This window comes from Pseudomonas sp. R1-15 (assembly GCF_051132085.1).
Taxonomy (GTDB): Bacteria; Pseudomonadota; Gammaproteobacteria; order Pseudomonadales; family Pseudomonadaceae; genus Aquipseudomonas.
The window spans coordinates 3,840,109-3,866,060 of the sequence record NZ_CP071660.1 but is presented as its reverse complement, the minus strand read 5'-3'; the positions used below and the strand labels follow the sequence as shown (position 1 = coordinate 3,866,060).

Here is a 25,952-nt window from a genome sequence, read left to right as displayed (position 1 = left end):
TCGGGCCCCTTTGCTATTAGCGCGTTTTAGACGTGTCTTAGCGCTTGTTTTTTTTGAAGGCTGCCCCCATCTTGGTTTCAAGCTTACTTCCATCTGTTCACGGCCTTACGGCCGCCGTAGAGGCGAAATCATGAAGACAACCATCGAATTGCCTCTCCTGCCATTGCGCGATGTCGTGGTATATCCGCACATGGTTATCCCGCTGTTCGTGGGGCGCGAGAAGTCCATCGAAGCCCTCGAGGCCGCGATGACGGGTGATAAGCAGATTCTTCTGATCGCTCAGAGAAACCCTGCCGACGATGATCCCGGTGAAGACGCACTTTATCGCGTAGGTACGATTGCAACGGTCCTGCAACTGCTCAAGCTTCCTGACGGCACCGTCAAGGTCCTGGTCGAGGGCGAACAGCGGGGGGCGGTCGAGCGTTTCAGCGAAGTGGACGGGCATTGCCGTGCCGAGGTGTCGCTGATCGACGAAGTCGAGGCGCCTGAGCGTGAGTCGGAGGTTTTTGTCCGCAGCCTGCTGTCGCAGTTCGAACAGTATGTGCAGTTGGGCAAGAAGGTGCCTGCTGAGGTCCTGTCGTCGCTCAACAGCATCGACGAGCCAGGACGCCTGGTCGATACGATGGCGGCCCACATGGCCCTCAAGATCGAGCAGAAGCAGGAAATCCTCGAGATTATCGAGCTGTCGGCGCGTGTCGAGCACGTACTGGCATTGCTCGACGGCGAAATCGACCTGCTGCAGGTTGAAAAACGCATTCGTGGTCGCGTCAAGAAACAGATGGAGCGCAGTCAGCGTGAGTACTATCTGAATGAGCAGATGAAGGCCATTCAGAAAGAGCTCGGCGATGGCGACGAAGGTCACAACGAAATCGAAGAGCTGAAAAAGCGCATCGATGCCGCTGGCCTGCCGAAGGACGCGCTCGCCAAGGCCCAGGCCGAGTTGAACAAGCTCAAGCAGATGTCGCCGATGTCTGCCGAAGCCACCGTGGTGCGTTCCTACATCGACTGGCTGGTCCAGGTGCCGTGGAAAGCCCAGAGCAAGGTCCGCCTGGACCTGGCGCGTGCCGAGGACATCCTCGATGCGGACCATTACGGCCTGGAAGAGGTCAAGGAACGCATCCTTGAATACCTCGCCGTGCAGAAACGCGTGAAGAAGATTCGTGGCCCGGTCCTGTGCCTGGTCGGTCCTCCGGGTGTCGGTAAGACTTCCCTGGCGGAATCGATCGCCCACGCCACCAACCGCAAATTTGTGCGAATGGCGCTTGGCGGCGTGCGTGACGAGGCGGAAATTCGTGGTCATCGCCGCACGTACATCGGTTCCATGCCAGGAAGATTGATTCAAAAGATGACGAAGGTGGGTGTGCGCAACCCGCTGTTCCTTTTGGATGAAATCGACAAGATGGGCAGCGATATGCGCGGTGATCCTGCGTCCGCGTTGCTTGAGGTGCTCGATCCCGAGCAGAATCACAATTTCAACGATCACTATCTGGAAGTCGACTACGACCTCTCCGACGTGATGTTCCTGTGCACCTCAAACTCAATGAATATCCCGCCAGCGTTGCTGGACCGGATGGAGGTGATTCGTCTGCCGGGCTACACCGAAGACGAGAAGATCAACATCGCCGTCAAGTACCTTTCGCCCAAGCAGATCCAGGCCAACGGCCTGAAAAAGGGTGAGCTGGAATTTGACGAGGAGGCGATTCGCGACATCATTCGTTACTACACCCGGGAAGCCGGTGTGCGTGGTCTCGAGCGGCAGATTGCCAAGGTCTGCCGCAAGGCGGTCAAGGAGCACGCGCTGGAAAAACGCTTCGCGGTCAAGGTGACATCCGACCTGCTGGAGCACTTCCTCGGTGTGCGCAAGTTCCGCTACGGGCTCGCCGAGCAACAGGACCAGATCGGTCAGGTGACCGGCCTCGCGTGGACGCAGGTCGGCGGCGAGTTGCTGACCATTGAGGCCGCCGTGGTTCCGGGCAAGGGCCAATTGATAAAGACCGGTTCCCTTGGCGATGTCATGGTGGAGTCGATCACCGCGGCGCTGACGGTGGTGCGCAGCCGCGCGCGCAGCCTGGGCATTCCCTTGGATTTCCATGAGAAGCGGGACACGCATATCCACATGCCGGAGGGGGCTACACCCAAGGATGGACCGAGCGCCGGCGTGGGCATGTGCACCGCCCTGGTTTCTGCATTGACTGGCATTCCGGTGCGTGCGGATGTCGCCATGACCGGTGAAATCACCCTGCGTGGCCAGGTCCTGGCGATTGGCGGCCTGAAAGAAAAACTTCTGGCAGCTCACCGTGGCGGGATCAAGATTGTGATCATTCCGGAAGAGAATGTCCGTGATCTCAAGGAAATTCCCGACAACATCAAGCAGGATCTTCAGATCAAACCGGTTAAATGGATTGACGAAGTCCTGCAAATTGCGCTGCAATACGCGCCGGAGCCCTTGCCGGATGTGGCTCCGGAGATTGTCGCAAAGGAAGAACAGCGAGAGTCTGACTCTAAGGAAAGAATTAGCACGCATTAATACGCATTTGCCTGGGGGGCTTCCTTGACAGTTTTTTAGAGCCCTTGTTATAAAGCGGCTCTTAAGTGTCTGCAGGCCATTCAGCACTCGTTTTTGCTTTCACCAAAAAAACTTAGAATCATCTCAAATAGATATAAGGGGACTTAGAGTGAACAAGTCGGAACTGATTGATGCTATCGCTGCATCCGCTGATATCCCGAAAGCTGCTGCTGGCCGTGCGCTGGACGCTGTAATCGAATCCGTCACTGGCGCTCTCAAGGCTGGCGACTCTGTTGTTCTGGTGGGTTTCGGTACTTTCTCCGTTACCGATCGTCCAGCTCGTGTTGGTCGCAACCCGCAGACTGGCAAGACGCTGCAAATCGCCGCTGCCAAAAAGCCAGGCTTCAAAGCTGGTAAAGCGCTGAAAGAAGCCGTCAACTAAGGTTTCATTGAGTTTATCCGGGTCGGGGTCATGCCTGGCTTGGCAGCGGAGCGGTAATGCAGCCGGCACAAACGGGCTGTCACGCCAGGGCTCGCGGGTTCGAGCCCGGTCCGCTCCGCCAGTTACGAGAAGGCGCATCCTCGGATGCGCCTTTCTTCTATCCGGATTCTACCCACGCTCCACGGTTGCCTAATTTTGAAGTTCAACCGTTTCTGGGGGACGCATGCTGCAGAATATCAGGGACAATTCACAAGGCTGGATTGCCAAGACCATCATCGGAATCATCGTCGCATTGATGGCGTTGACCGGTTTCGAAGCTATTTTTCAAGCCACCACCAACAGCAATGACGCGGCCAAGGTCAACGGCGAAAAAATCAGCCAGAACGAGCTGAGCCAGGCGGTCGATATGCAACGCCGTCAGCTCATGCAACAGCTGGGCAAGGATTTCGACGCCTCCCTGCTGGACGAGAAGATGCTGCGTGACTCGGCGCTCAAAGGGCTGATCGATCGCAAGCTGTTGCTGCAAGGCGCACACGATGCGAAATTCGCTTTCTCCGAAGCCGCGTTGGACCAGGTGATCCTGCAAACGCCGGAATTCCAGGTCGATGGTAAATTCAGTCCTGAGCGTTTCGACCAGGTGATTCGCCAGTTGGGTTATGGCCGACTGCAGTTCCGCGAGATGCTGGCGCAGGAAATGCTCATTGGTCAATTGCGTGCCGGTCTCGCTGGCAGCGGTTTTGTCACCGATGCCCAGGTGTTGGCATTCGCCCGCCTGGAAAAGCAGACCCGTGATTTCGCTACGCTCACCGTCAAGGCGGATCCGGCGGCCGTGAAGCTGACCGACGATGAGGTCAAGGCTTACTACGACCAGCACGCCAAGGAGTTCATGACGCCTGATCAGGTAGTCATCGACTATCTCGAGCTGAAGAAGGCTTCATTCTTCGATCAAGTCAGCGTCAAGGATGAAGATCTGCAGGCGGCTTACCAGAAAGAGATCGCTAATCTTTCCGAACAGCGTCGTGCTGCGCACATCCTGATTGAAGTGAACGACAAGGTCACCGAAGCCCAGGCCAAGGCCAAGATCGAGGAAATCCAGGCTCGACTGGCCAAAGGCGAGTCGTTTGAGGCGCTGGCGAAGGAATTCTCCCAGGATCCGGGCTCAGCCAACAACGGCGGCGATCTCGGTTATGCCGGTCCAGGTGTCTATGATCCGGAATTCGAAAAGGCGCTGTATGCGTTGAACAAGGATCAGGTCTCGGCACCGGTGCGAACCGATTTCGGCCTGCACCTGATCAAGCTGCTGGGTGTCGAAGCGCCTGAGGTTCCGAGTTTTGCGAGCCTGAAGGACAAGCTGACCCGCGATCTGAAGACCCAGCAAGTGGAGCAGCGATTCGTCGAGGCGACCAAGCAACTGGAAGACGCTTCGTTCGAGGCTTCCGACCTGGCCCAGCCAGCCCAGGACCTTAAGCTGACCGTCCATACGTCGGCACCGTTCGGTCGTGAAGGCGGCGAAGGGATCGCGGCCAACCGTGCCGTGATTACCGCAGCGTTCAGCCCGGAAGTGCTGGAGGAGGGGGCCAACAGTACCGCCATCGAGCTGGATCCGGAAACCGTCGTGGTGCTGCGTGCCAAGGAGCATCGCAAGCCTCAGCAGCTTCCGCTGGAAACCGTGACCGGTCCGATCCGCGCCCAGTTGGCCAAGGAACACGCCAGCGCTGCCGCCAAGACTCAGGCCGATGAGTTGATTGCCAGCCTGCGCGATGGCAAGACGGCGCTGGACAAGCCTGTCAACGGTCAAGGCTGGAAAGTCGTCGAGGCGGCGACCCGCAGCCAGGAAGGTATCGACCCTGCGGTGCTGCAGGCGCTGTTCCGCATGTCCAAGCCTGAGTCGAAGGACAAGCCGACATTCGCCAGCGTGACCCTGCCTGACGGCGGCGTGACGGTCCTGCGCTTGAACGGCGTCAACGAAGGTGCTGCTCCGACCGAGGAAGAAAAGGCCGAATACCGTCGGTACCTGGCGTCCCGGGTCGGCCAGCAGGACTTCGCGGCTTATCGCAAGCAATTGGAAAGCGAGGCAGACATCAAGCGCTTCTGACTTGATGCGTGACCCTGAAGACCCCGGCCGAAAGGTCGGGGTCTTTTTGTATCCGTGTATTGCCACGACGGCGATGTTCGTCGATTCATCAGGATTGCTTCTTTTTCCCGCTGGCATCCCCCCGTAGACTTGTAAGCCCTTTGAGACAAGATTACCCAAGCTGTCCGGCCGCATTCTGTTGCACAATACGCCCCGGACTGTTTTCCTCAGGATGTTCAATGTTCAGATCATTTCACATGCGCACCGTTGGGCTGGCATTGCTGCTGGTCGCCGCGACCGGTTGCTCTTCCAAGAAAGCGGCCATTTACGAGCACGAGAACTTCGATGATTCGGGCACGTTCTCGCGTACCTATCCGGTGACTGACGTGGCGACTTGTGAAGCAGGACGTCGTGCGCTGCTGAGCCAGGGGTACATCATCACCAGCAGCGATCCGAAGCTGGTCAGCGGCCACAAGAGTTTCCAGCAGACCGGCGACACGCACATGGAGATCAGTTTCAACCTGGTCTGTGCCGAAGATGGCGGTCCGGGCCACCGCGCCACGATCTTTGCCAACGCTCTACAGGACCGGTATGCCCTGAAGAAGACCAATAACTCCGCCAGCCTTGGCGTGGGTGTATTGGGGTCGGTGTCGATGCCGATTGGCTCGTCGGACGATTCGATGGTCAAGGTCGCCAGCGAAACGGTGTCCGCAGCCAAATTCTATGAGCGTTTCTTTGCGCTGGTGGAGGTGTTCCTGCCTCCCGAAGCGAAAAAAGCCGCTGGAAACGTCGACAAACCGAAAGCCGAACTGGGCATTCCAGAGCCGAAGGTGGAGCCGGCTGCCCTGGCTCCCGCCGCAACTCCAGCGCCCGCGACAATCCCGGCACCCGAGCCGACTCCTGCTCCCGTTGCGCCGGTCGAAGAGGCTGCTCCAGCACCTGTCGAAACCGCGCCGGCCGCTTCCGAGCCGGTCGCGCCACCTGCCGAGCCTGCGCCAATCGCTCCCAGCGAGCCGGAGTCCTACGCACCCCCGTCGACAGAGAGCATTACTCCGCCACCGCCCAGTTCCCTGCCGGCGCCAACCGAGCCGATCCAGCCGCTTCCTGCATCCTGAGCCTGTGGTCGGGCGGTAACGCCTTGCCACACCTGCGCTGATTAAATTCCCAATGCTGTGCTACGTTTAATTCATGAAGCCTTGGCTTCATGTTTTGTTCATCAAGCAGCTTTATGCTGATTCCAAGGCCATCAGGCATCGGTTTCAACGATTATTGGGAAGGACAGGCAATGGACGATTATCAGGAAGAGCTGCTCGAATATCAGGCTTATGAGCTGGACCCCCTGGAACCTGCCGAAGACGCCACGGAACTGTAGGTAGCAGACACTACAGTGCAGGCCGGGAGCCTGGTCTTCAAGTCGCTCTACGGCTACGCCGGAACTCTCCCGGCGTCTGGTTGTTCCAGCGCTTGAAAGCCCGTTGGAATGCCTCGGCCGAGGCGAACCCCAGCAGGTAAGCGATTTCGCCAAAGGCCAGCTCCGTGTCGCGGATGTACGTCATGGCAAGGTCTCGGCGAGTGTCGTTGAGGATCGCCCGGAACTGCGTACCTTCTTCCGCGAGCTTGCGGCGCAACGTCCAGGTCGGCAGCTTCAGGCGCATCGCCACTTCTTCCAGATTCGGCTCCCGTCCGCCATTGAGCAGCGGCCCCAGCAATTGAATGATTCGCTCGCGCAGGGTGCGGGTGCGAGTCAGCTGTTCCAGTTCTCGTTCACATAACTGAACCAGGTGACGCCAGGTGCTCGGGCAATGCTGTGGGTTGCGCAGGGCGAGGCTGTCCAGCCCCAGGCGCAATTGGTTCTGCTCGGCTGCGAACTGGATCGGGCCTTCGCCGAGGCTACGGTAGGCTTCGAGGTAAGTTGGCTCCTCGAATTCGATTTCGATACGTTCGGCCCGCAACACCACGTCGCAGACGCTGGACAGTTGCTGGAGCCAGCCGGCAATGATCGAGTCCACGACGAAGCGGTTGTAGGCGTTATACGGGCTGATGGAGTAGAACCGCAGCCACGCGCCCCGGGCGTCCTCGTGAAGACTCGATTGACCACGGTAATTGGAGCCGTACAGCGGCTCGAAGCGGATCATGCAGCGTGCGGCCTCGCGTACGGTGGGCGCCTGGGCCGCGGTGACGCCGGCCAGCCCGGCCTGGCTCAGGCGACTGAGCTGGCCCATGCGCAGGCCCAAGGCCGGATCCTGTGTCAGTTGGATGGCGGCATGGCCCAGGCGCATGTAGCGCGGGATCGACAGGCGCGCCCCGGGCTCAGCCAGGCGCGCGGCATCGAGGCCGTATTGTTCGAGCAATGGCTGTGGGTCATGGCCGTGACTGGCCACTGCGTCCGCCAGGCTATGGACGAAACCTACGGACAGGTCACCCAGGCGCATAGGCTTTTGCATATCTAAAGCCACAAGTTCAGCAGGCGTGCGCCACGGGCTTCACCATCGGTGAATTGCTCGCCGTTGTGGCTGATGAAGCTCTGGCCAGCGCTGCCTTTGTCCCAGAACTGCCCACGCAAGAATACGCTGACGCCGCCGCGGGCCTGGCTGATGGGCAACCGGCTGGTCAACGTCAGCCGACGCCAGGCCTGCCCCTCGCTCACCTCACCGGGCTTGAGGCTCACTTCGCTTGGCGTGGACAGGCCTTTGTAGCCGGCCCAAGGCTTGTTCCAGGCGTCGCGGCCGATGACAAAGGCGGGCACGGCGATCAGTTGGGCCCCTTGTTCGTCGAGTTGTCGATAATGAAGCGGATACCAACTGTCGCTGCCGATCAGCACGCCCAGGCGCCCGGCCGGCGTGTCAATGACGTGGGTGACGTCCGGCCGTTCGGCCCCAAGCACGTCCTGCTGGTCAAACACCGGATGTCGCTGGCGTTGTGGTTGGCCGATCGGCCGGCCGTCACGACCGAACACCAGGCTGCTGTTGTACAACGCGCCACCACCGATTTTCAGCTCGCCTTCGCTGACGCTGGGCTCGGGCAGTACGATGGAGCCGGCCACAAGCGTTACGCCGAACTCCCTGGCCAGTCCACCGAACAGTGCCTGGTAGTCATGGGCCATGCTGTCCGCCTTCATGCGCAGGTACGCATCGTCCAGCCGGCTGTCGCCCTCGGCCTCCGCCAATGCGCGGATAAAGGCCAGCGGATTGCTGATGGCGAGCCAGTTCATGGCCTGTTTGAGGGTAGTGGCCTGGTACACCTCGTCCTTTTCGCCGCTGACCATCAGCCAGGTGCCGATATGCTCGGGCAGGACCACGACGGTTTTTTCGTTGACGAACCCTTGGTCGCGGGCAGTCTGCAGGTACGCCGCTAGCTTGCGATGCAGGCGTTCGGGGCTCTGGTAGTCGGTGGGGAACAATTCCGGCTGGATGCCCAGCAGGTTGCCTCGATTGGCCGGCGTGCCCCGGTCGACCGCCAGGTTGATCCGCAGGTCTGACAGGTAATGGCCCGCCGGACGGTCTGCTGTCCACAGTGCATAAGTGATCAGGGCGGCTGTCAGGGCCAATGAGAACAGCAGGTACAGAAATTTGCGCATGGGGACAGTCGATGGCCGCGTACAGGTTCGTGATTTTCATCAGAAGTCACGCGGCAGGGTACGGTAAAACAACGGTTTAGCGAAAGGGCGCGTGCGTGCACTTCGGGAACCGTCTGCCGGCGCGGGCTCTGTGCATTTCGATCATCAAGTTGTCAGTTACGGCCATTGAGCGCTCGCATCCCGACTCTTACGCTGTCGGTCATGACTGATGGAAGCCGCAGAGCTTCCGCATTTTTCCGTGATCGCCCGTGGAGTTATCGATGACCGCCCCTCATTACCCGCATTTGCTGGCCCCGTTGGACCTGGGTTTCACCACGTTGCGCAACCGTACCCTGATGGGATCGATGCACACCGGCCTTGAAGAAAAGCCCGGCGGCTTCGAGCGCATGGCGGCGTACTTCGCCGAGCGGGCCCGGGGTGGGGTCGGCCTGATGGTCACCGGTGGAATCGGGCCGAACGATGAAGGTGGCGTGTACTCCGGCGCGGCCAAGCTGACCACCGAGGAAGAGGCCCTCAAGCATCAGGTCGTCACGCGGGCCGTGCACGAAGCGGGGGGCAAGATCTGCATGCAGATCCTCCACGCGGGACGTTATGCCTACAGCCCCAAGCAGGTGGCGCCAAGCGCGATCCAGGCGCCGATCAACCCGTTCAAGCCCAAGGAGCTGGACGAAGAGGGCATCGAGAAACAGATCCGCGATTTTGTCACCTGTTCGGTATTGGCTCAAAAGGCCGAGTACGACGGTGTCGAAATCATGGGCTCGGAAGGCTATTTCATCAACCAGTTCCTGGCTGCGCATACCAACCACCGTACCGACCGCTGGGGTGGGAGTTACGAAAACCGCATGCGTCTGCCGGTGGAAATCGTGCGCCGCGTACGCGAAGCGGTGGGGCCGAATTTCATCATTATCTTTCGCCTGTCCATGCTCGACCTGGTTGAGGGTGGCAGCACCTGGGATGAAATCGTCCAGTTGGCCAAGGCCATCGAACAGGCCGGCGCAACTATCATCAATACCGGTATCGGTTGGCATGAGGCGCGTATTCCCACTATCGCCACCAAGGTCCCGCGGGCGGCGTTCAGTAAAGTCACCGCCAAGCTGCGCGGCTCGGTGAGTATTCCGTTGATCACCACCAACCGCATCAACACCCCTGAGGTGGCCGAGCAGATCCTCGCCGAAGGCGACGCCGACATGGTGTCCATGGCGCGGCCGTTCCTTGCGGACCCGGAGTTCGTCAACAAGGCCGCCGCTGGCCGCGCAGACGAAATCAACACCTGCATCGGCTGCAACCAGGCCTGCCTCGACCATACGTTCGGGGGCAAGCTCACCAGTTGCCTGGTGAACCCGCGGGCTTGCCATGAAACCGAACTCAATTACCTGCCCGTAACCCAGGTGAAGAAAATCGCCGTGGTGGGCGCCGGTCCTGCCGGATTGTCCGCGGCCACCGTGGCGGCCGAACGCGGTCATCAAGTGACGCTGTTCGATTCGGCCAGCGAAATTGGCGGCCAGTTCAACGTCGCCAAGCGCGTTCCGGGCAAGGAGGAGTTCTTCGAAACCCTGCGTTATTTCAAACGCAAGCTGCAGACTACCCACGTCGAGTTGTGCCTCGATACCCGGGTCGATGTGGCGCAACTGGTGGCCGGCGGTTTTGACGAGATCATCCTGGCTACCGGCATCGCCCCGCGCGTACCGGCGATCCTGGGTGTCGAGCATCCCAAGGTGCTGAGCTACCTGGACGTGATCCTTGAACGCAAGCCGGTGGGCCGCAGTGTCGCGGTGATCGGGGCCGGCGGGATCGGTTTCGATGTGTCGGAGTTTCTCGTTCATCAGGGGGTTGCCACCAGCCAGGACCGTGAGGCGTTCTGGAAGGAGTGGGGCATCGACACCCAGTTGCAGGCTCGCGGCGGCGTGGCTGGAATCAAGCCCGAACCTCATGCACCGGCGCGGCAGGTGTTCCTGTTGCAGCGCAAGAAGTCCAAGGTCGGCGACGGGCTGGGCAAGACCACCGGCTGGATTCATCGCACCGGCCTGAAGAACAAACAGGTGCAGATGCTCAACAGCGTCGAATACCTGAAGATCGATGACCAAGGCCTGCACATTCGCATCGGCGAAGCGGGCGAGCCACAAGTGCTGGCCGTCGACAACGTGGTTATTTGCGCCGGCCAGGATCCGTTGCGCGAGTTGCAGGAAGGCCTGGAGGCGGCGGGGCAGACTGTCCACCTTATCGGCGGCGCGGATGTGGCGGCGGAGCTGGATGCCAAGCGCGCGATCAACCAGGGCTCGCGGTTGGCGGCGCAGTTGTAGCGCTCAACCTTCCGGGAAAGGTTTGCCCTTGTGGGAGCGAGCTTGCTCCCATAAGGGATGGTGTGTATCCGGATCCTCATACCGGCCGCCACCAAGCTGATAAGATCCCGGCACCTTCCCATCCGGTCTGCTGCAATGCTTTTGTCTGCCCTCGACTGGCATCCTCAACCGCGCCTCGAACTCCTTCACCTCGACTGGCTGGCGCGGGCCGGTATCGAGGTGGCGGTCTTGCGCCTGGACCGTATCGATCCGCTCATCAGCGGCAATAAATGGTTCAAGCTGCTTCATCATCTGCGTGCTGCCCATGCCAACGGCGCGGAGGGCGTGATGAGCCTCGGCGGCGCCTATTCCAATCATTTGCATGCGTTGGCTGCGGCGGGGCAGCGATTCGGTTTCCAGACGGTGGGATTATTGCGCGGCCATCCCCGGGAGACGCCTACGACGCTTGATCTACAGACGTTCGGCATGACCTTGCACTGGTTGGGTTACGGCGGGTATCGAGAGCGGCATGAGCCGGGGTTCTGGGCTCCCTGGCAGGCACAATACCCGCATTTATGGCCGATAGCTGAAGGGGGCTCGGGGTTGCCCGGCGCGCAAGGCTGCATGTCCTGGGTAACGGCCGCCCGCAGCCAATTGGCCACGTTAGGTTGGGAGGATTATCACGGTTGGTGGCTGGCCTGCGGCACCGGGACGTCGCTGGCGGGGCTGGTTCTGGCTGAAGCGGGCGAGCATCCGGTTCATGGTGTCCTGGCGGTGCCTGAAGACCATGGGGTGCTGCAACATGTTGAAAGCATTCTGGCAGAGGCGGGCATGGGCAATCCGCGTTATGAGTTGCTGGACGGCACTCGTGGCGGTTTTGCCCGGGTGGATACCGAGCTCCGCGAGTTCATCGAGACTACCAGCGCTATCGAGTTGGAGCCGCTTTATACCGGCAAGGCGCTGATGCTGCTCAAGGCCCGGATCGAGGCCGGGGTCTTTGGCGCCGGCACTCGCTTGATTTTTGTTCATACCGGTGGCTTGCAAGGTCGCCGCGGGTTTGAGTGATCGACCGCTGATTACATTTGGGCATCATCGGTAGCAAATGCTGTTGAGGAGTGCCGGGTTTGGCTGAAATAATATTTGTACGCTTTTTATAATTTGTAGGGGGCGGGGAATTTATTTATTGTTGTCCGCAAGTTCGCAGGATTGGCGAATTGACGATTCGGCTTGGCCGGGTCGTACTTGTTTCTAAAAGGAATTTAAAGATGAATAAGTCATGTGGTAGAGACGGCCGCAAAGGCATGGCAAGAAAGTTGATGGCAATAGGGCCGCCCTTGAGGCCGAGACCGAAACCAGCCCCCAAGCCGGTCGTTCCGCCGACGCCTAAACCAGTGCCCAAACCAACGCCTAAACCAGTGCCCAAACCAACGCCTAAACCAGTGCCCAAACCGGCCCCGAGGCCAGTGCCAAAACCCGCACCCAAGCCGGCCTCTCGGCCAATACCCAGGCCCAAGCCAAACGACGCACCACCAGCGCCTCCCCAGCCCAAGCCTAATCCAACGCCCCAGCCGACATCCGCACCAATGCCTTGGCCTGTTTTTAATGTCGCTGTTGATCCTCTCGCCATCTATAACCTCATCAAAGCGCCTGGAAGTGTCCAGAACAAAGACGGATCAACTTCTTTAGCCGATGACAGTGTGATTAATGCAGAAAACAATTCCGTGACGCGACCGGATGGAATTATTCAGTACGATGACGGAACAGTGAAATATCCTGACGGACGTATTGTTTTTGCCAACGGCCAAACTGAATATCCGGATGGCAGCGTGTTGTATCCCGATGGAGATTTACTGGATAAAGACGGCCATAAAATCAATTGACACCTTTATAACTTTTCGCGACCGAGCCGGGGCGGTACTGACGCATCGGGTGGGCATTATCGAAGGGGAGCCGCCGCCAGCAGCCCGGGCGTTCAAGGGGTAGGATCAGGAGGACTCAGCAGCCAATCCAGCAATAATCCAGTATCACGAGCGGGCGGTGTGGAAGGGCCGACGATTGGCCCGCCGACGTCGCCGGCGCCCGGAAGGCTGAATATTCCGGGGCATAGCACTGGCCTGTCGGGATCGCCGTCGAGAAAAGTCACCAGCACCTGGCTGCCAGCCGGCGGTACCTGGCAGTCATGCAAGGTCAACCGCGACAGAGGTAATGTGATGACTTCGCCCTCCCGGGTCCAAAGGCTGACGTTAACCTGGCCATGCCCATGCTGACCGTGCACATAGGCAAGATGACTGCCGGCGATGCGCGGCTTCGGGTGCTTGAGGGCCGGCCTGAACACCGTCGACCATGGGATCGCCAGGAACCGATTGCGATAGTGTCGGGACGCAGGAAGGAAGGAAGACGGGGCGTCGAGGACCGAAGGCTGCCGCCCGCGATGCGTGATCTCGGTAACCAACCATTGATCGTTGAACGTTGATATGGGATGGCCTTCGATCTGTACGATGACGGCGCTGCGCAGGGTTGGCTGGCGGCTCTGGCCGTGGATGTCGCTGTATGTGCAGCGCAGCCGCTCAAGGGTACGGCGACCCGCCTGCTGGGTATGTGCAACGTTGTGCCAGGCGGTTTCCAGCGCGGGGCCGATGAACGGGTGGTTAGCTGCCGAGGTTTCAAAAACCGCAACCGGCGCCCGATCCCTGGCGTTGGCCGGCAACGCCGGTGGCGTGAGGTGATGGCGCTGGTACAGTCGCGCTATTGTTGGCCGCTGGCCTTCCTCCTGATGCAGGTTCAACCCGACCGGCTGATCAGGGAAACTTGTCGCATCTTCGGCAAATACCACCACATGGCCGGTAGGGGCGTGCTCGAAGTGATAGTGGATGCCTTCTTCCTCACACAGCCGTTGCAACAGTTCGAGATCGCTTTCGTCGTATTGGACACAGAACGGCCGGCATGGGTAGTGCCCGTGTGGCAATTCAAACCGGTAACTGTGGGTGGGCAGTTGGTGTTCTTTTAGCAAGTGTTGCAGCACCTGGACTGCGCTGAGTCGGCCAAATACCCGGCGTCGCGGACTCTGCTCCAGCCTCTGCAGGTAAGGCACCAGTGTCAGGCGATAGCCTACGCATTGCCGGGAGTGGGAGGTCAGGCTGGCGCTGGCGATGATCCCATGCACGCCCGACTCGGCACCGAGGTGCAGGAACGCCTGTTGGCCGAGAATGATGTCGAGGTCGATCGGCGGCGTCAGGCCAAGCAAGTCGAGGTCGAACCGAAAAGGCTGGTTGAGGGCTTCTCGGCCGCCGAATCTCTGGACGTGAAGCTGCAGGTTGCTTTCGGTGAGTGTGAGGCTGAAGGAATAATCCGTGTCGTTGCGCATCGCAGCTCTTATTTACTGGGAGAGGGCGCTGAGGGTACGAAACCGCTGTGCACTAAGGTGTACCCGAACGGCACTTTCAGAAATCCCCTACATCAGATTGTGAAAATGTCGATCTGGCCAGCGCGATTTTTTGGTCGATCAGCCGGTTTAGGCCGTATAAACTTGGCGCCACAGCGCCGGCCGGCAGATGTCTCGGCGCGTCAGACAAGAGAGTGAGTAATGGGCGCACAGTGGAAGGTTAAACACAAAGAAGCGGCTGCCAACGCCAAAGGCAAGATTTTCGGCAAGCTGGTGAAGGAGATCACCATCGCGGCGCGTAACGGCGCCGATGTCGCTACCAATGCGCACCTGCGCCTGGTGGTTGAACAGGCGAAAAAGGCCTCGATGCCCCGCGAGACCCTGGAGCGCGCGATCAAGAAAGGCTCCGGCCAGCTCGGTGAAACCGTTCAGTATCATCGCGTGACCTACGAAGGGTTCGCGCCCCATCAGGTGCCGCTGATTGTTGAGTGTGTAACCGACAACATCAACCGTACCGTCGCCGAAATCCGTGTCGCGTTCCGTAAGGGCCAGTTGGGTGCTTCCGGTTCGGTCGCCTGGGATTTCAACCATGTCGGCATGATCGAAGCTGCGCCGGACAGCCCTGACGCCGATCCGGAAATGGCCGCCATCGAGGCCGGTGCCCAGGATTTCGAGCCGGGCGAAGACGGGGCGACGCTTTTCATCACCGAACCTGCCGACCTTGACGCCGTTCAGAAAGCGTTGCCGGAGCAGGGTTTCACCGTGCTGTCGGCCAAATTGGGCTATCAGCCGAAAAACCCGGTCAGCGGCCTGAGCGACGAGCAGATGGCCGAAGTCGAGGCGTTCCTGGAAGGCCTCGACAACCATGACGATGTGCAGGACATGTTTGTCGGCCTGGCCGGTTAAGCGACTTACCTTGTGGTGAGGGAGGCAGCTCCCTCGCCGCGGTCGCCGAACAAGCCAGCTATCTCGTCAAATCCCGGCCGCGCCAGTACGTCCGGCTGACAGCAGCGCGTCTCCAGCTGTCGCAACCGCTCAAGCGTCTCATCCGCGAGCGCCGGCTCGATCCGCGCCAGCAACTCCCCCAGCAGAATCCCGAACGCCCGCACCTCGATGCGTTGCAGGGCGCGCGTTTGCGGCGTGTCAGCCGTGGCATGGAAAGACGCCGCGCCGAAGTCGCCGAGCAGGCAATCGCCCTGGTCGTTGCAGAGGATATTGTGGCCGTACAGATCCCCATGGGTGATGCCCTGGCGATGCAGGTGCGCCGCCACCGACGCAACGCCTTGGGCGATGCGCAAGGCCGCCGCTGCGCTCAGCCGCAGCTCGTCGTCGTAGACGTCGCGGGTGCAGGACGCCAGGCTCGGCAGCCCGGCCAGGTTGCGGTAATCGGGTCCGATCAGGGCCATCACCAGCCCGACCTGCTGCTCGGGATGACCGCTGACCTGGCCCAATACTTCGATCAGGTTCGGATGCTTGCCGGCTGTGATGCAGGCATGCATTTCATGCAGTGGCGAGCCATCGCTGGTCATCTGGCCTTTGTACAGCTTGACCGCGACGTTTCGCGCGGGGCGGCCCGGTGCTTGCCACAGCGCTTGATGAATCACCCCCGAAGCACCTTCGCCGAGAGTGTGTTGCAATCTCAGTTGCAGCCAGTCGACAGGCGTGGCGGCATGCAGCGCGGCGGCCTCGGCCTGGGCTTCCAAGGGATTCCCGGCGTAGGCCAGCCAACTGAGGCTCGGCAGCTCCAACAACCAGGACGGCAATGCGGTCAGTTGATTGGCGGCGATGCGCAGCAATTCGAGGCGATGACACTGGGCGAGGCTCTCGGGCAGTTGCTGAAGACGATTGCCCGCCAGCATCAGCTTTTGCAGGTGCGGGCGATGGCCCAGTTCATCCGGCAACCGGCTGACGCGGTTATCGGTCAGGATCAGCCAGCGCAGCAGTGGCGGCAAAGCCTGAGCGGTCACACGCTCGATGCGGTTGGCCTTGAAGCCGATCATGGTCAACGCGCTGCAGCGTCCCAGGCATTCGGGCAATTCAGTGAAGCGGTTGTCGGAGCAGAACAGCACGCGCAGGCGCGGCAGCCGATACAGGTCGTCGGGCAGCGTATCGAGCTGGTTGCCGCTCAGGTCGAGAATTTCGAGGGAGTCCGCCAGGTTGAAAATTTCCCGGGGAAACTCCGTCAGGCCGCACGAGAGCTTCAGTCGGGTAATGCCTGACAGCTGGCCGGTGCGCAGTTGGGTGAGGGTGTGCATGGGCGGGTTCGCATAGAGGCCATGAGGAGAGCGCAAATATCGAAATCAGCACCGAACCCGTGGCGAGGGAGCTTGCTCCCGCTGGGCTGCAGCGCAGCCCCAAAAGCTGCAACTCCATCATCCTGACACACCGAGGTGCCAGGTTCGGGGTCTGCTTCGCAGCCCAGCGGGAGCAAGCTCCCTCGCCACAGGGTTCAAGCGCCGAGTTCGTTGGCGTTGTTGACCCGCATGATAAACAAAAAGACCGGCGCCTGTTGCCTAGCGCTCGATGCTGCGATTCCACCGCGCGTTCCAGGCCGGACGTTGCACATTGACCTGGTCCCAGTCCACCGCGATCGCGGTCTCCAGGTATTGCTTCATCGCTTCCACCTGGCCACGAGTCTTGTCGGTGGTCGGGGTGTTGGGGTTGGACGGGATCTGGTCGCCTTCCTCCAGGGCAACGGCCTGGGCTTCAGGCGTCAGCAGGAACGCGGCGAGTTTCTGCGCGAGTTCGGGTTCGCTGTTGTGGGCCACCGCGCATTCCGCGACGTTGAGCACCACTGCGCCTTCCTTCGGTTGTGCATACTCGACTGGCATGCCCTTGAGTTTCAAGGCGGTCACCTGGGTCGGCGTCAGCGGGAACAGCGCGGCTTCGTCGGTTTGCAGCATTTCGGAGATTTTCGCCGAGCTGGGAATGTACTCCAGCACGTTGCGTCCGATCGTGTTCGGCCAGGCCTTGAAACCTGGTTCGACGTCGGTTTCGCTGCCGCCCTGGATCCGGTTGAACATCAGGAAACCGTGCAGGCCGAAGGTCGACGACGCCATGGACTGGAACACCACCTTGTCCTTGAACCGCGGGTCGGCCAGGTCCATCCACGAGGTGGGCGTGCTCCAGCCTTTTTCCTTGAACAGCCGCGTGTTGTACGCGAGCCCGGTGACTCCGAGGCTGACAGCTACGGCCTGGTCCTTGATCCGGCCCTTGGCCGGAATCTGCGCCAGGGGCGGGCTGTCTTCAAGCTTGTCGCACAGCCCCATGGCGATGGCGCGGTACATGATGCCGTCGTCGAGGAACATCACGTGCATCTGCGGGTTGCCCTTGCTGGCCTGGACCTTGGCGAGGATGTCGGCCGAGGTGCCCGGCACGATCACTACCTTGACGTTGTTGGCTTTCTCGAAGGCCGGCAGGACCTTGTCGGCATACAGCCGCTCCATGGTGCCGCCGTTCATGCCCAGGTAAAGCGTCGGCTCGGCCAACGCCTGGGTGACCGGGAGCAGGGCGCCCAGGCAAGCGGAACCCAGCGAGCAGAAACCGAACAGTGCACTGCGTTTGACGTTATTCATTGGCGCGACCTTCCTCTATCAAGCAACGGAGATGGAGTGGAACCGGGTGATGGAAAACGCATCCAGCGGCGTCGTTGAGGCGCCGCAGCAGATGATCTCAGTGAGCGCCTGGCCCACCGCCGGGCCGATCTGGAAACCGGCGCCGGCAAAGCCGAACGCATGCAACAGACCGGATTGGGTACTGCTCGGGCCGATCACCGGTTGGCGATCGGGCAGGTAACCTTCGGTGCCGCTCCAGGTGCGAATCGCCTGGGCGCCCTCCAGGAACGGGTAGAGTTCGACGGCCTGGCGCAGGATCTCGATGACGGCGCTCTGGCCGGGGCGGGCGCGGGCGTCATCGAGGGCGAAACCCTGGCCGCCACCCAACACGCAATTGCCCCGGGCGACCTGGCGCGCATAAATGCCGCCGCCTTCCACGCCAGTGCTGGCGTCCATCACCACCGGCAGCGGCTCGGTGACCAGCATGGCCGGGTGCCCGGCGTGCATCGGTACGGCCTCGCCAAACTGCGCGGCGAACCGACTCGCCCAGGCCCCGGCGCAGTTCAGCAGCCATGGCGCGCGCAGTTCAAGGCCTGTCTCGGTGCGCACGACAAAGCGCTGGCCGTTGTGCGTCACCTGGTTGACCGGGCATTGTTCGTAAACCTTTGCGCCATGCCTGCGAGCCGCCTGGGCAAATGCCGGCGAGACCAGGCGCGGATTGGCGTGACCGTCGTCCGGGCACAGCGAAGCGCCGACCGCGACATCGCCGACCCAGGGAAACCGCCTGCGCAGTTCGTCGCGATCGAGCAATTGCAGATCCAGGCCGAAGCCATGACTGCTCGCGGCATAATCATGCAACGCACGCAGGTCATCGAGGCTGCGGGCCAGCTTCAGATGACCGCTACGCTGATACTCACCGTCGATGCCGATCAGTTGCGGCAATCGCGCCCAGAGCTCATGCGCGCGTTGCGACAACGGCAGTTGCGACAATGGCCGCCCCTGGCGCCGTACGCCGCCGTAATTCACGCCACTGGAATGCGAACCGCAGAAGTCCCGCTCCAGTAGCGCCACGCTCCGCCCGGCCTGGCTCAGGAACAACGCCGCCGAGGCGCCGACGATACCGCCGCCGATGACCAGCGCATCCACTTTGATCATGACTCGACCTCCAGGCCAAACGGGACCGGCTTGATCGGCGCCTGTGCCCGCAGACGGCCGATTTCCTGAACGTTGCGTCCACTTTCCCGAGCGATGATTTCCGCCGCCGCGGCACCGCACATCCGCCCCTGGCAGCGGCCCATGCCGACCCGGCAATGGGCCTTGACTCGGTTGATTTCCCAATGGCCTTCACCCACGATTTGCCGGATGTCACCGACGCTGACTTCTTCGCAGCGGCAAATCATCAGCCCATCAGCGGCGCGGTCCGCCCAGTCCTCGGGAAACGCAAAGGCGCGCTCCAAGCCTTGCCGGAAACGGCCGATGCGTTCGAGGGATTGTTCCAGCTGGGCGCAGCGTTGCGGGTCGACCTGGTAGCCGAGATCTTCGAGCAATGCCAGGGCTGCCCGTTCGCCGGCCATTTCGGCGGCATCGGCGCCCATGATCCCGGCGCCATCGCCGGCCAGGTAGACCCCTGGCGAGCTGCTGCGGCCGGCGCGGTCGCGCTGCGGCAACCAGGCTCGGTTGAGCGGGTTCCAGGCAAATTCACAACCGAGCAGATCGGCCAGCTGGGTTTCGCTGCGCAAGCCGTGGGCGAAGGCCACCGCATCGCAATCGAGCCGGTGCTGGCCTTTTCCGTTTTGCCATGACAACGACTGCACCCGGTGTTCGCCGTCGATGCGCGAAAGGCTGGCGCCTTGCTGCACGGCGATGCCCTTGGCCGTCAGCCAGGCACGGTAATAGAGGCCTTTGGCGAGGGTGGCCGGTTGTGCGAGCAGGCCGGGCAGGGCGCGGGCCTGGGCGCTCACGGGGGAGCTGTCGAGCACCGCGACGACATTGGCGCCGGCCTTGGCGTATTGGTACGCCACCAGATACAACAACGGCCCGCTGCCAGCGAACACCACTCGCTCGCCGATGGCGCAGCCCTGGAACTTCAAGGCGATCTGCGCCGCGCCCAGGCTGTATACGCCGGGCAGCGTCCAGCCAGGGACCGGCAGGATCCGGTCGGTGGCGCCCGTCGCGACGATCACGCTGGCATACGCCAGGCGCGCGGCGCGGCCTTCATGCAAGGTATCCAGCATCCCGCCCTCGGCGTTCCACACCAGCGTGCCGGGGCGATAGTCGATCTGCTCGCGCAATTCATCCACGGTCTGGTGGAGGGCGCTGGCCTTGTGCGCTTCGAAGCCATAGAGCTGGGCCGGCGTGCGCGTGAAGTTGGCCGGCTGGCGCCGGTAGATCTGACCGCCGCCGCGTGCCGCCTCGTCCAGCAGGACCGGGTACACGCCATGGGCAACCAGGGTTTGCGCAGCGCGGATGCCGGCGGGGCCGGCGCCGATGATGGCTATGGGGTTCATGGCCACCTCGTTGGCGATGCTTGGAGATCGGTGGAGTGGCTGATGCCGCCTTCGCGAGCAGGCTCGCTCCCACAATGGGGTTGTGATGATGCCGGCTCTTCTGTGGGAGCGAGCCTGCTCGCGAAGAGGCCGCGTCTGCCAAAGTCATTCATACCTTGCGCCCCGGTTCGCGGCTGATCTGCTGGCCGGCTTCGAGCAGCGTCGAGCAGGCGCGCACGCGGCGACCGTCGCCCAATCGGACCCAGCAGTCCTGGCAAGCGCCCATCAGGCAGAAACCGGCCCGGGGCTCGGCGCTGAAGTCGCTGCCGCGCAAGTGCTCAGCGCAGGTCAGCACGGCGGTCAGCACGGTATCGCCGAGCAGACCGCTGGCAGGCAAGCCGTCGAGCGTGAAGTCCAGGGCCGGGCGATCGCGCTCGGCCAGTCGTTTCAGCAGAGCCATGGCGCCCTCATTGTTTGCCCACCAGGACCCGATCCAGGCCGTAGACCCGATCGAGCAGAATCATCGTCAATGCAGTCAGCCCGATAACCAGCGCCGACACCGCCGCCATCATCGGGTCGATGGATTCGGTGGCGTACACATACATGCGCACCGGCAGGGTTTGCGTGGCCGGCGAGGTGACGAAGATCGACAGCGTGACTTCATCGAAGCTGTTGATGAACGCCAGCAACCAGCCTCCGGCCACGCCCGGCAGAATCATCGGCAAGGTGATCTGCCGGAACAGGGTGAAGCGCCCCGCGCCCAGCGATTGCGCAGCCTGTTCGGCGCTGCGGTCCAGGCCGATGGCCGACGCCAGCACCAGGCGCAGCACATAGGGCGTGATCACCAGCACGTGGGCGAAGATCAGCCAGGTAAAACTGCCGTTCACGCCCATCAGCGCAAACAGGCGCAGTAACGCGACGCCCAGCACCAGGTGCGGAATGATGATCGGCGACAGGAACAGGCCGTTGAAAAAATCCCGGCCAGGAAACTCCAGCCGGGTGATTGCCAGCGCCGCCGGCACCGCGATCAATGTCGCCAGCGACGCCGCGCAGAACGCCAGGACCAGGCTGTTGTAGAACGCATCGACAAAATCCGCGCGCTCGAACACGGCACGGAACCAGCGCAGGGAAAACTCCGTGGTGGGCAGGCTCAGGGTGTTTTCCGGGGTGAAAGCCACCAGGCAGACCACCACCAGTGGCGCCAGCATGAACACCACGACCAGGGCGTGAAACAACAGGGCGAAAGGACCGTTCCTGGACATGAAGAATTACCCCAATGATTTCTTGTAGCGGCCTTCGATCATGCGGTTCCACGAGAGCATGATCAGCAGGTTGAGCAGCAGCAGCGCGACGGCAATGGCCGCGCCCATGGGCCAGTTGAGTTCCGACAGGTACTGGTCGTAGATCAGCGTGGCGACCATCTTCAAGCGACGCCCGCCGAGCAGGCCGGGTATCGCGAAAGAACTGGCGGCGAGGCCGAACACAATGAGGGTGCCGGACAGCACGCCGGGCATGATCTGCGGCAACACGACCTTGCGGATCACCGTGAACTGGCTCGCGCCCAGGGACAGCGCGGCCTGTTCGGCGGCCGGGTCGAGTTTTTGCAACGAGGTCCACACCGGAATGATCATGAACGGCAACATCACATGGACCAGGGCGATGACCACGGCAAACGGCGTGTAGAGCAGCTTCATCGGCGAGCCGCCAAGGGCCTGCAACGTCTGGTTGACCAGGCCGTCGGCGCCGAGCAGCAGGCTCCAGCCGAAGGCCCGCACCACCACTGAGATCAACAGCGGCGTGAGGATCAGAATCAGGAAAATCGAGCGCCAGGGCGCGCCCATGCGGCTGAGAATGTAGGCCTCGGGCACGCCGATCAGCACGCAGAGCACGGTGGTCAGGGCGCTGATCCACAACGTGCGCAGGAAGATTTCATAAAAGTACGGATCGCCCAGCAGGCTGGTGTAATGCTCGAACGTGTAGGCCTCGCTGTTGATGCCCGAGCCGTAGTCGAAGACGTTGAACGACAACACCAGCGTCAACCCGAGGGGAATGACCAGCAGGCTCAGGTACAAGGCCAGGGCCGGGGCCGACATCAGGTAACCCTGGCGGCCGCGCTTGATGGCATCCATCAGCTTCATGCCGACACCTCGTCCACGCTCAGCACTCGCAGCAGCGCCGGATCCCAGTCCAGGCCGACGGCGGTGCCTTCGGTCAGGGGCGCCGAGCCGTCGTTGCGGCGCACCACGCTGAGCTCGCCCAGGTGGGTGCCGACGCCGTACAGCCATTGGCTGCCGAGGAAAAAACGGCTGGTGACAGTGCCTTGCAGCCGCCCCGCGCCGGCGGTGCACAGATCGATTTTCTCCGGGCGCAGGCTCAGGGTCAGCTCGCCTTGACCGGCGCCACAGACTTGCACGACGCCGGCGCTGTCCCGCTGGCCCGGGAGCAGGTTGGCTTTGCCAACAAAACCGGAAATGAACTCGGTGCGCGGATGTTCATAAAGCGTGTAGGGCGCGTCGATCTGGGTGATGCGCCCGGCCTGCATCACCACCACCCGGTCGCTGATCGACAGCGCCTCGGATTGGTCATGCGTCACCATCAACGTAGTGATGCCGACCTCGCGCTGGATGCGGCGGATCTCGAACTGCATCTCCTCGCGCAAGTTGGCGTCGAGGTTGGACAACGGTTCGTCGAGTAGCAGCACCGGCGGTTCGATCACCAGCGCCCGGGCCAAAGCCACACGCTGGCGCTGGCCGCCGGAGAGTTCCCGCGGGTAGCGCTCGGCGTGCTGGTCGAGGCGCACCAGCTTGAGTACCCGATCGACCCGTGTCTGCAATTCGGTGCTCGGCACTTTGCGCATACGCAAGCCGAAGGCAACGTTGTCCTTGACGGTCATGTGGGGAAACAGCGCGTAGCTCTGGAACACCACGCCCAGGCCCCGGCTGGCCGGCTTGGCGTGAGTGATGTCGCGACCGTCGAGGAGGATGCGCCCGCTGCTGGCTTCGACAAAGCCGGCGATCATTTGCAGGGTCGTGGTCTTGCCGCAACCTGAAGGCCCCAGCAGGGAGACGAACTCGCCTTTTTCCACCGAGAGGTTGGTGGCGACCACAGCGTCGAGGTCGCCGTAACGTTTGCTCAAGTTTTCAAGTTGCACGAAAGCCATGACTGCGCTCCACCTGAGATTGTTATGCGTCGCCGCGAGGCGCGCTTTTTTGTATGGGCAGATACGAAAGGATGTCGCGGGGTGCGTTGGCGCTCGAGATCAAGTCGGCTGCCGCTGTTGTTCGAATCGCCCCTGTATGGACGCAGAGTAGGACGAAGAATAGGATGGGCTCAATGGACTATTTCACTGAGACGACGACTATTTTCAGTTTCATCCGGTGAGTAAATTATCTGAAGAGAAATGACATGCATGATTCCACTGGGCGGAATATAGAAAAAGGTGAAGTTGGGGTCGGCTCGGTCTCTCGGCTGTTCGCGGTGCTGCGCAGCCTGGGCGAGACCGTTGAAGGCGGTGAGCGCGTGACGCAACTGGCCCAGCGCATCGGCCTGTCCCAGCCGACCACGCACCGCTTGTTGCGCAACCTGATGGACGAGGGCATGGTCGAGCAGGATGCGCGCAGCAAACGCTATCGACTCAGCCTGGACTTCTTTGCCCTGGCTGCCCGCGCTGGCAATACCGGTAACCTGCGTGAACTGGTCAGGCCCTCAATGTTGCGGCTGTCGGCGTCGCTGGGGGATTCGCTGTTTCTGCTGGCGCGCTGCGGTTTCGATGCCATCTGCCTGGATCGCAGCGAGGGGCCGTTTCCGATTCGCACGTTCACCGGCGACATCGGCGGTCGCGTGGCACTGGGCGTGGGACAGGGCAGCCTGGCGATCCTGGCATTCCTGCCAGAGGAAGAGCGCGACACGGTGATCCATTACAACCTGCCGCGGCTCAAGGATTTTCATTTGTACGATGAAGTCTTCCTGCGCACCGAGGTCGAGAACGTGCGGACACTGGGCTACGCCGGACGCAACACCGGTGTGTTGCAAGGCATGGCCGGGGTCGCGGTGCCCATTCTCGATCGTGAAGGCCGGGCCGTCGCAGCGCTGAGCGTGGCGACCATCAGCGACCGGCTCGGGCCGGATCGCCTGCCGACGGTGGTGGAGATGCTCAAGCGCGAAGCCGCGGCGATCGGTCCGCGCATCAACCCGTTCGACCCGCTGCTGCGCAGGCCTTCGCAGGTGTTCAGGCAGGGGTGAGCAGCGCTTGTTGGCCGTCGCTGATCTCTGTGGGAGCGAGCCTGCTCGCGAAAGCGGTGTGCCAGTCGACATCACCGGGGCAGATACGCCGTCTTCGCGAGCAGGCTCGCTCCCGCAGGGGGCCACAGGGGGCCCGCAGGCGGCAGCGGCGATCAGAAGTTCAAGGTTTGCTTGAGCTTCTGCGCCGCCGGCATATCACTCGGGATGACCATCGCATAGTTGTATCCCGGCCCGGACCAGTATTCGGCCTGCAATTCACCGTCGCGCCGGCTGCCACGGGGCAGCAGGTAGTTTTTCGGGCCAGGTGGGCGCACGTAGAAACTGATCTTCAGGCCGCTCGGGTCCTGATAGACCACCATCGCCGCGGCGCCTTGGTCAGTACTGAGCAATCGTCCGCTGACCGGCTTGAAGCCCGCCGCCGAGAGATCCGGCAGGCGGTCGGCCTGGGTGAAGTAGCGGTCGAGCCAGCCTTGCATGCTTTGCTCGTCGCCCGTCTGGTAGTCGGCGGGCAGGACGCCCTGCTGGGCAATCAAGCGGTAGGCCTGCAGCGCATCAGCCATGGGCGCTGCGGCGCTGAGCAGGGTCATCTGCCGTGCCTGCCATCCGCCAAATCCGCCGACCCCGACCGCCAGCACCAGCACCGCCGCACTGGCCAGCTGGCGTCGGGACCGATGCCTGAGGCGTTGCCGGATGATCGCCGGATCCAGGCCAGGGTTGTGTGATTGCTGCAGGGCCGCGCTCATGGCCGCGCGCAAATGCAGGGTGTCTTGCTGCCATCCGCGGACCCGCGCGGCGACATCGGGATGGCTGTCGAGGTAGATCTGCACCTGGCGTTGGTCGTCTTCGCTGAGCTGGCGATCGACATAGGCGTGCAGGTCGCTGTCGCTGGGGGGCATGCTGATCATTTGAGTATCCGCAGGGCAGGGCGGGCGATTTCGCCTTCGCTGAGTTGACGCAACGCTTGGCGCGCACGGGACAGACGCGACATCACGGTGCCCGTCGGCACGTCCAGGATGTCGGCCACTTGCTGGTAGCTCAAGCCTTCCACCGAGACCCATAACAGCAGCGCGCGTTGCTCGGTGGGCAGTTGATCGAAGGCCTGGAGTGACGATTGGGCGATGACACTGCGTTCGGCCGAAGGGTGCGCATCGTCGCGGCCGGTGAACAGTTCGAGCATCCGCGCATAACGTCGGGAGCGGCGATGGGCGTCGAGGAACTGCCGGTAGAGAATCGAAAACAGCCAGGCCCGCAGGTCGCCGTCCGGGCGCTTGTCGGTCCATTTCGACAAGGCCCGTTCCAGGCACGCCTGCACCAGGTCATCGGCATTACTGGGGTTGCGAGTCAGCGACACGGCAAAACGTCGTAGCCGTGGGATGAGCAGGCGCAACTGGTCGTCGAGTTCGTTCATGG

Annotated in this window: 23 protein-coding genes; 10 read left to right on the top strand and 13 right to left on the bottom strand. The window is 61.8% G+C overall.

Annotation, left to right across the window (positions count from 1 at the left end; all coding sequences use genetic code 11):
- The first annotated feature begins 130 nt into the window (after positions 1 to 130).
- The 5 genes from lon to J3P97_RS17450 all read left to right on the top strand — a co-directional run bounded on the left by lon (position 131) and on the right by J3P97_RS17450 (position 6,394).
- Positions 131 to 2,527 carry an endopeptidase La gene (gene lon / locus J3P97_RS17470; RefSeq protein WP_434672390.1) on the top strand — a complete coding sequence of 799 codons (2,397 nt, stop codon included), beginning with the start codon at positions 131 to 133 and terminating at the stop codon, positions 2,525 to 2,527.
- A gap of 148 nt (positions 2,528 to 2,675) precedes the next feature.
- Positions 2,676 to 2,948, top strand: coding sequence for an HU family DNA-binding protein (locus J3P97_RS17465; RefSeq protein WP_008077714.1), 273 nt, complete (start codon positions 2,676 to 2,678; stop codon positions 2,946 to 2,948).
- Positions 2,949 to 3,171: 223 nt separating this feature from the next.
- The gene (locus tag J3P97_RS17460; protein WP_434672389.1) at positions 3,172 to 5,043 is read left to right on the top strand and encodes a SurA N-terminal domain-containing protein; all 1,872 of its coding nucleotides are present in this window, start codon (positions 3,172 to 3,174) and stop codon (positions 5,041 to 5,043) included.
- Between the two features lie 218 nt (positions 5,044 to 5,261).
- Positions 5,262 to 6,137, top strand: a complete 876-nt coding sequence (locus tag J3P97_RS17455; protein ID WP_434672388.1) for a DUF2242 domain-containing protein — start codon at positions 5,262 to 5,264, stop codon at positions 6,135 to 6,137.
- A 113-nt stretch (positions 6,138 to 6,250) separates the two neighbouring features.
- Entirely contained in the window at positions 6,251 to 6,394 is a 144-nt protein-coding gene (locus J3P97_RS17450) for a hypothetical protein (protein WP_434573193.1), read from the top strand.
- A gap of 37 nt (positions 6,395 to 6,431) precedes the next feature.
- On the opposite strand, the gene J3P97_RS17445 is transcribed toward J3P97_RS17450, so the two are convergent.
- Both J3P97_RS17445 and J3P97_RS17440 read right to left on the bottom strand, forming a co-directional pair.
- Complete coding sequence (locus J3P97_RS17445; RefSeq protein ID WP_434672387.1) at positions 6,432 to 7,466, bottom strand: AraC family transcriptional regulator; 1,035 nt, start codon at positions 7,464 to 7,466, stop codon at positions 6,432 to 6,434.
- A gap of 2 nt (positions 7,467 to 7,468) precedes the next feature.
- Positions 7,469 to 8,599: a carbon-nitrogen hydrolase family protein gene (locus tag J3P97_RS17440; protein WP_434672386.1), complete on the bottom strand. Its 1,131-nt coding sequence runs from the start codon at positions 8,597 to 8,599 to the stop codon at positions 7,469 to 7,471.
- A 260-nt stretch (positions 8,600 to 8,859) separates the two neighbouring features.
- On the opposite strand from J3P97_RS17440, the gene J3P97_RS17435 reads away from it, so the two are divergent.
- The 3 genes from J3P97_RS17435 to J3P97_RS17425 all read left to right on the top strand — a co-directional run bounded on the left by J3P97_RS17435 (position 8,860) and on the right by J3P97_RS17425 (position 12,758).
- The gene (locus J3P97_RS17435) at positions 8,860 to 10,899 is read left to right on the top strand and encodes an FAD-dependent oxidoreductase (RefSeq protein WP_434601262.1); all 2,040 of its coding nucleotides are present in this window, start codon (positions 8,860 to 8,862) and stop codon (positions 10,897 to 10,899) included.
- Positions 10,900 to 11,034: 135 nt separating this feature from the next.
- Positions 11,035 to 11,943 carry a 1-aminocyclopropane-1-carboxylate deaminase/D-cysteine desulfhydrase gene (locus tag J3P97_RS17430; RefSeq protein ID WP_434573200.1) on the top strand — a complete coding sequence of 303 codons (909 nt, stop codon included), beginning with the start codon at positions 11,035 to 11,037 and terminating at the stop codon, positions 11,941 to 11,943.
- Between the two features lie 518 nt (positions 11,944 to 12,461).
- Complete coding sequence (locus tag J3P97_RS17425) at positions 12,462 to 12,758, top strand: T-complex 10 C-terminal domain-containing protein (protein WP_434601261.1); 297 nt, start codon at positions 12,462 to 12,464, stop codon at positions 12,756 to 12,758.
- 92 nt (positions 12,759 to 12,850) lie between these two features.
- Here J3P97_RS17425 and J3P97_RS17420 read toward each other — a convergent pair whose 3' ends face one another.
- The gene (locus tag J3P97_RS17420; RefSeq protein ID WP_434672385.1) at positions 12,851 to 14,242 is read right to left on the bottom strand and encodes a type VI secretion system Vgr family protein; all 1,392 of its coding nucleotides are present in this window, start codon (positions 14,240 to 14,242) and stop codon (positions 12,851 to 12,853) included.
- Between the two features lie 219 nt (positions 14,243 to 14,461).
- Here J3P97_RS17420 and J3P97_RS17415 point away from each other — a divergent pair, with 219 nt between their 5' ends.
- Positions 14,462 to 15,166, top strand: coding sequence for a YebC/PmpR family DNA-binding transcriptional regulator (locus J3P97_RS17415; RefSeq protein ID WP_305500095.1), 705 nt, complete (start codon positions 14,462 to 14,464; stop codon positions 15,164 to 15,166).
- A gap of 5 nt (positions 15,167 to 15,171) precedes the next feature.
- Here J3P97_RS17415 and J3P97_RS17410 read toward each other — a convergent pair whose 3' ends face one another.
- The 8 genes from J3P97_RS17410 to J3P97_RS17375 form a co-directional block, all read right to left on the bottom strand.
- Positions 15,172 to 16,515, bottom strand: a complete 1,344-nt coding sequence (locus J3P97_RS17410) for a leucine-rich repeat-containing protein kinase family protein (protein ID WP_434672384.1) — start codon at positions 16,513 to 16,515, stop codon at positions 15,172 to 15,174.
- Positions 16,516 to 16,773: 258 nt separating this feature from the next.
- Positions 16,774 to 17,835: an ABC transporter substrate-binding protein gene (locus J3P97_RS17405; protein ID WP_434672383.1), complete on the bottom strand. Its 1,062-nt coding sequence runs from the start codon at positions 17,833 to 17,835 to the stop codon at positions 16,774 to 16,776.
- Positions 17,836 to 17,853: 18 nt separating this feature from the next.
- Complete coding sequence (locus J3P97_RS17400) at positions 17,854 to 18,969, bottom strand: NAD(P)/FAD-dependent oxidoreductase (protein WP_434672382.1); 1,116 nt, start codon at positions 18,967 to 18,969, stop codon at positions 17,854 to 17,856.
- The gene (locus J3P97_RS17395) at positions 18,966 to 20,321 is read right to left on the bottom strand and encodes an FAD-dependent oxidoreductase (RefSeq protein ID WP_434672381.1); all 1,356 of its coding nucleotides are present in this window, start codon (positions 20,319 to 20,321) and stop codon (positions 18,966 to 18,968) included. Before J3P97_RS17395 ends, J3P97_RS17400 begins: the two co-directional genes overlap by 4 nt.
- Positions 20,322 to 20,469: 148 nt before the next feature.
- Positions 20,470 to 20,760, bottom strand: a complete 291-nt coding sequence (locus tag J3P97_RS17390; protein ID WP_434573212.1) for a (2Fe-2S)-binding protein — start codon at positions 20,758 to 20,760, stop codon at positions 20,470 to 20,472.
- Positions 20,761 to 20,767: 7 nt separating this feature from the next.
- The gene (locus J3P97_RS17385; protein ID WP_434573214.1) at positions 20,768 to 21,562 is read right to left on the bottom strand and encodes an ABC transporter permease; all 795 of its coding nucleotides are present in this window, start codon (positions 21,560 to 21,562) and stop codon (positions 20,768 to 20,770) included.
- Positions 21,563 to 21,568: 6 nt separating this feature from the next.
- Complete coding sequence (locus tag J3P97_RS17380) at positions 21,569 to 22,438, bottom strand: ABC transporter permease (protein WP_434672380.1); 870 nt, start codon at positions 22,436 to 22,438, stop codon at positions 21,569 to 21,571.
- Positions 22,435 to 23,460, bottom strand: coding sequence for an ABC transporter ATP-binding protein (locus J3P97_RS17375; RefSeq protein ID WP_434672379.1), 1,026 nt, complete (start codon positions 23,458 to 23,460; stop codon positions 22,435 to 22,437). The genes J3P97_RS17380 and J3P97_RS17375 overlap by 4 nt, the downstream gene beginning before the upstream one ends.
- A 245-nt stretch (positions 23,461 to 23,705) precedes the next feature.
- Here J3P97_RS17375 and J3P97_RS17370 point away from each other — a divergent pair, with 245 nt between their 5' ends.
- Positions 23,706 to 24,542 (top strand): IclR family transcriptional regulator, encoded by an 837-nt coding sequence (locus J3P97_RS17370; protein WP_434672378.1) that lies wholly within the window; start codon positions 23,706 to 23,708, stop codon positions 24,540 to 24,542.
- Between the two features lie 152 nt (positions 24,543 to 24,694).
- Here J3P97_RS17370 and J3P97_RS17365 read toward each other — a convergent pair whose 3' ends face one another.
- Positions 24,695 to 25,447 (bottom strand): anti-sigma factor family protein, encoded by a 753-nt coding sequence (locus J3P97_RS17365; protein WP_434672377.1) that lies wholly within the window; start codon positions 25,445 to 25,447, stop codon positions 24,695 to 24,697.
- A complete protein-coding gene (locus tag J3P97_RS17360; RefSeq protein WP_434573222.1) occupies positions 25,444 to 25,950 on the bottom strand; it encodes a sigma-70 family RNA polymerase sigma factor in 507 nt (168 codons plus the stop codon). Before J3P97_RS17360 ends, J3P97_RS17365 begins: the two co-directional genes overlap by 4 nt.
- Between the last annotated feature and the right edge of the window lie 2 nt (positions 25,951 to 25,952).

Excerpts from the sequence above, each read along its gene's own strand:
- lon (WP_434672390.1), top strand. The coding sequence starts at position 131 with ATGAAGACAACCATCGAATTGCCTCTCCTGCCATTGCGCGATGTCGTG.
- J3P97_RS17375 (WP_434672379.1), bottom strand. The coding sequence starts at position 23,460 with ATGGCTTTCGTGCAACTTGAAAACTTGAGCAAACGTTACGGCGACCTC.
- J3P97_RS17400 (WP_434672382.1), bottom strand. The coding sequence starts at position 18,969 with ATGATCAAAGTGGATGCGCTGGTCATCGGCGGCGGTATCGTCGGCGCC.
- J3P97_RS17365 (WP_434672377.1), bottom strand. The coding sequence starts at position 25,447 with ATGATCAGCATGCCCCCCAGCGACAGCGACCTGCACGCCTATGTCGAT.
- J3P97_RS17440 (WP_434672386.1), bottom strand. The coding sequence starts at position 8,599 with ATGCGCAAATTTCTGTACCTGCTGTTCTCATTGGCCCTGACAGCCGCC.
- J3P97_RS17415 (WP_305500095.1), top strand. The coding sequence starts at position 14,462 with ATGGGCGCACAGTGGAAGGTTAAACACAAAGAAGCGGCTGCCAACGCC.
- J3P97_RS17380 (WP_434672380.1), bottom strand. The coding sequence starts at position 22,438 with ATGAAGCTGATGGATGCCATCAAGCGCGGCCGCCAGGGTTACCTGATG.
- J3P97_RS17410 (WP_434672384.1), bottom strand. The coding sequence starts at position 16,515 with ATGCACACCCTCACCCAACTGCGCACCGGCCAGCTGTCAGGCATTACC.
- J3P97_RS17370 (WP_434672378.1), top strand. The coding sequence starts at position 23,706 with ATGCATGATTCCACTGGGCGGAATATAGAAAAAGGTGAAGTTGGGGTC.
- J3P97_RS17385 (WP_434573214.1), bottom strand. The coding sequence starts at position 21,562 with ATGTCCAGGAACGGTCCTTTCGCCCTGTTGTTTCACGCCCTGGTCGTG.
- J3P97_RS17425 (WP_434601261.1), top strand. The coding sequence starts at position 12,462 with ATGCCTTGGCCTGTTTTTAATGTCGCTGTTGATCCTCTCGCCATCTAT.
- J3P97_RS17450 (WP_434573193.1), top strand. The coding sequence starts at position 6,251 with ATGCTGATTCCAAGGCCATCAGGCATCGGTTTCAACGATTATTGGGAA.
- J3P97_RS17455 (WP_434672388.1), top strand. The coding sequence starts at position 5,262 with ATGTTCAGATCATTTCACATGCGCACCGTTGGGCTGGCATTGCTGCTG.
- J3P97_RS17420 (WP_434672385.1), bottom strand. The coding sequence starts at position 14,242 with ATGCGCAACGACACGGATTATTCCTTCAGCCTCACACTCACCGAAAGC.
- J3P97_RS17430 (WP_434573200.1), top strand. The coding sequence starts at position 11,035 with ATGCTTTTGTCTGCCCTCGACTGGCATCCTCAACCGCGCCTCGAACTC.
- J3P97_RS17405 (WP_434672383.1), bottom strand. The coding sequence starts at position 17,835 with ATGAATAACGTCAAACGCAGTGCACTGTTCGGTTTCTGCTCGCTGGGT.
- J3P97_RS17390 (WP_434573212.1), bottom strand. The coding sequence starts at position 20,760 with ATGGCTCTGCTGAAACGACTGGCCGAGCGCGATCGCCCGGCCCTGGAC.
- J3P97_RS17435 (WP_434601262.1), top strand. The coding sequence starts at position 8,860 with ATGACCGCCCCTCATTACCCGCATTTGCTGGCCCCGTTGGACCTGGGT.
- J3P97_RS17395 (WP_434672381.1), bottom strand. The coding sequence starts at position 20,321 with ATGAACCCCATAGCCATCATCGGCGCCGGCCCCGCCGGCATCCGCGCT.
- J3P97_RS17460 (WP_434672389.1), top strand. The coding sequence starts at position 3,172 with ATGCTGCAGAATATCAGGGACAATTCACAAGGCTGGATTGCCAAGACC.
- J3P97_RS17445 (WP_434672387.1), bottom strand. The coding sequence starts at position 7,466 with ATGCAAAAGCCTATGCGCCTGGGTGACCTGTCCGTAGGTTTCGTCCAT.
- J3P97_RS17360 (WP_434573222.1), bottom strand. The coding sequence starts at position 25,950 with ATGAACGAACTCGACGACCAGTTGCGCCTGCTCATCCCACGGCTACGA.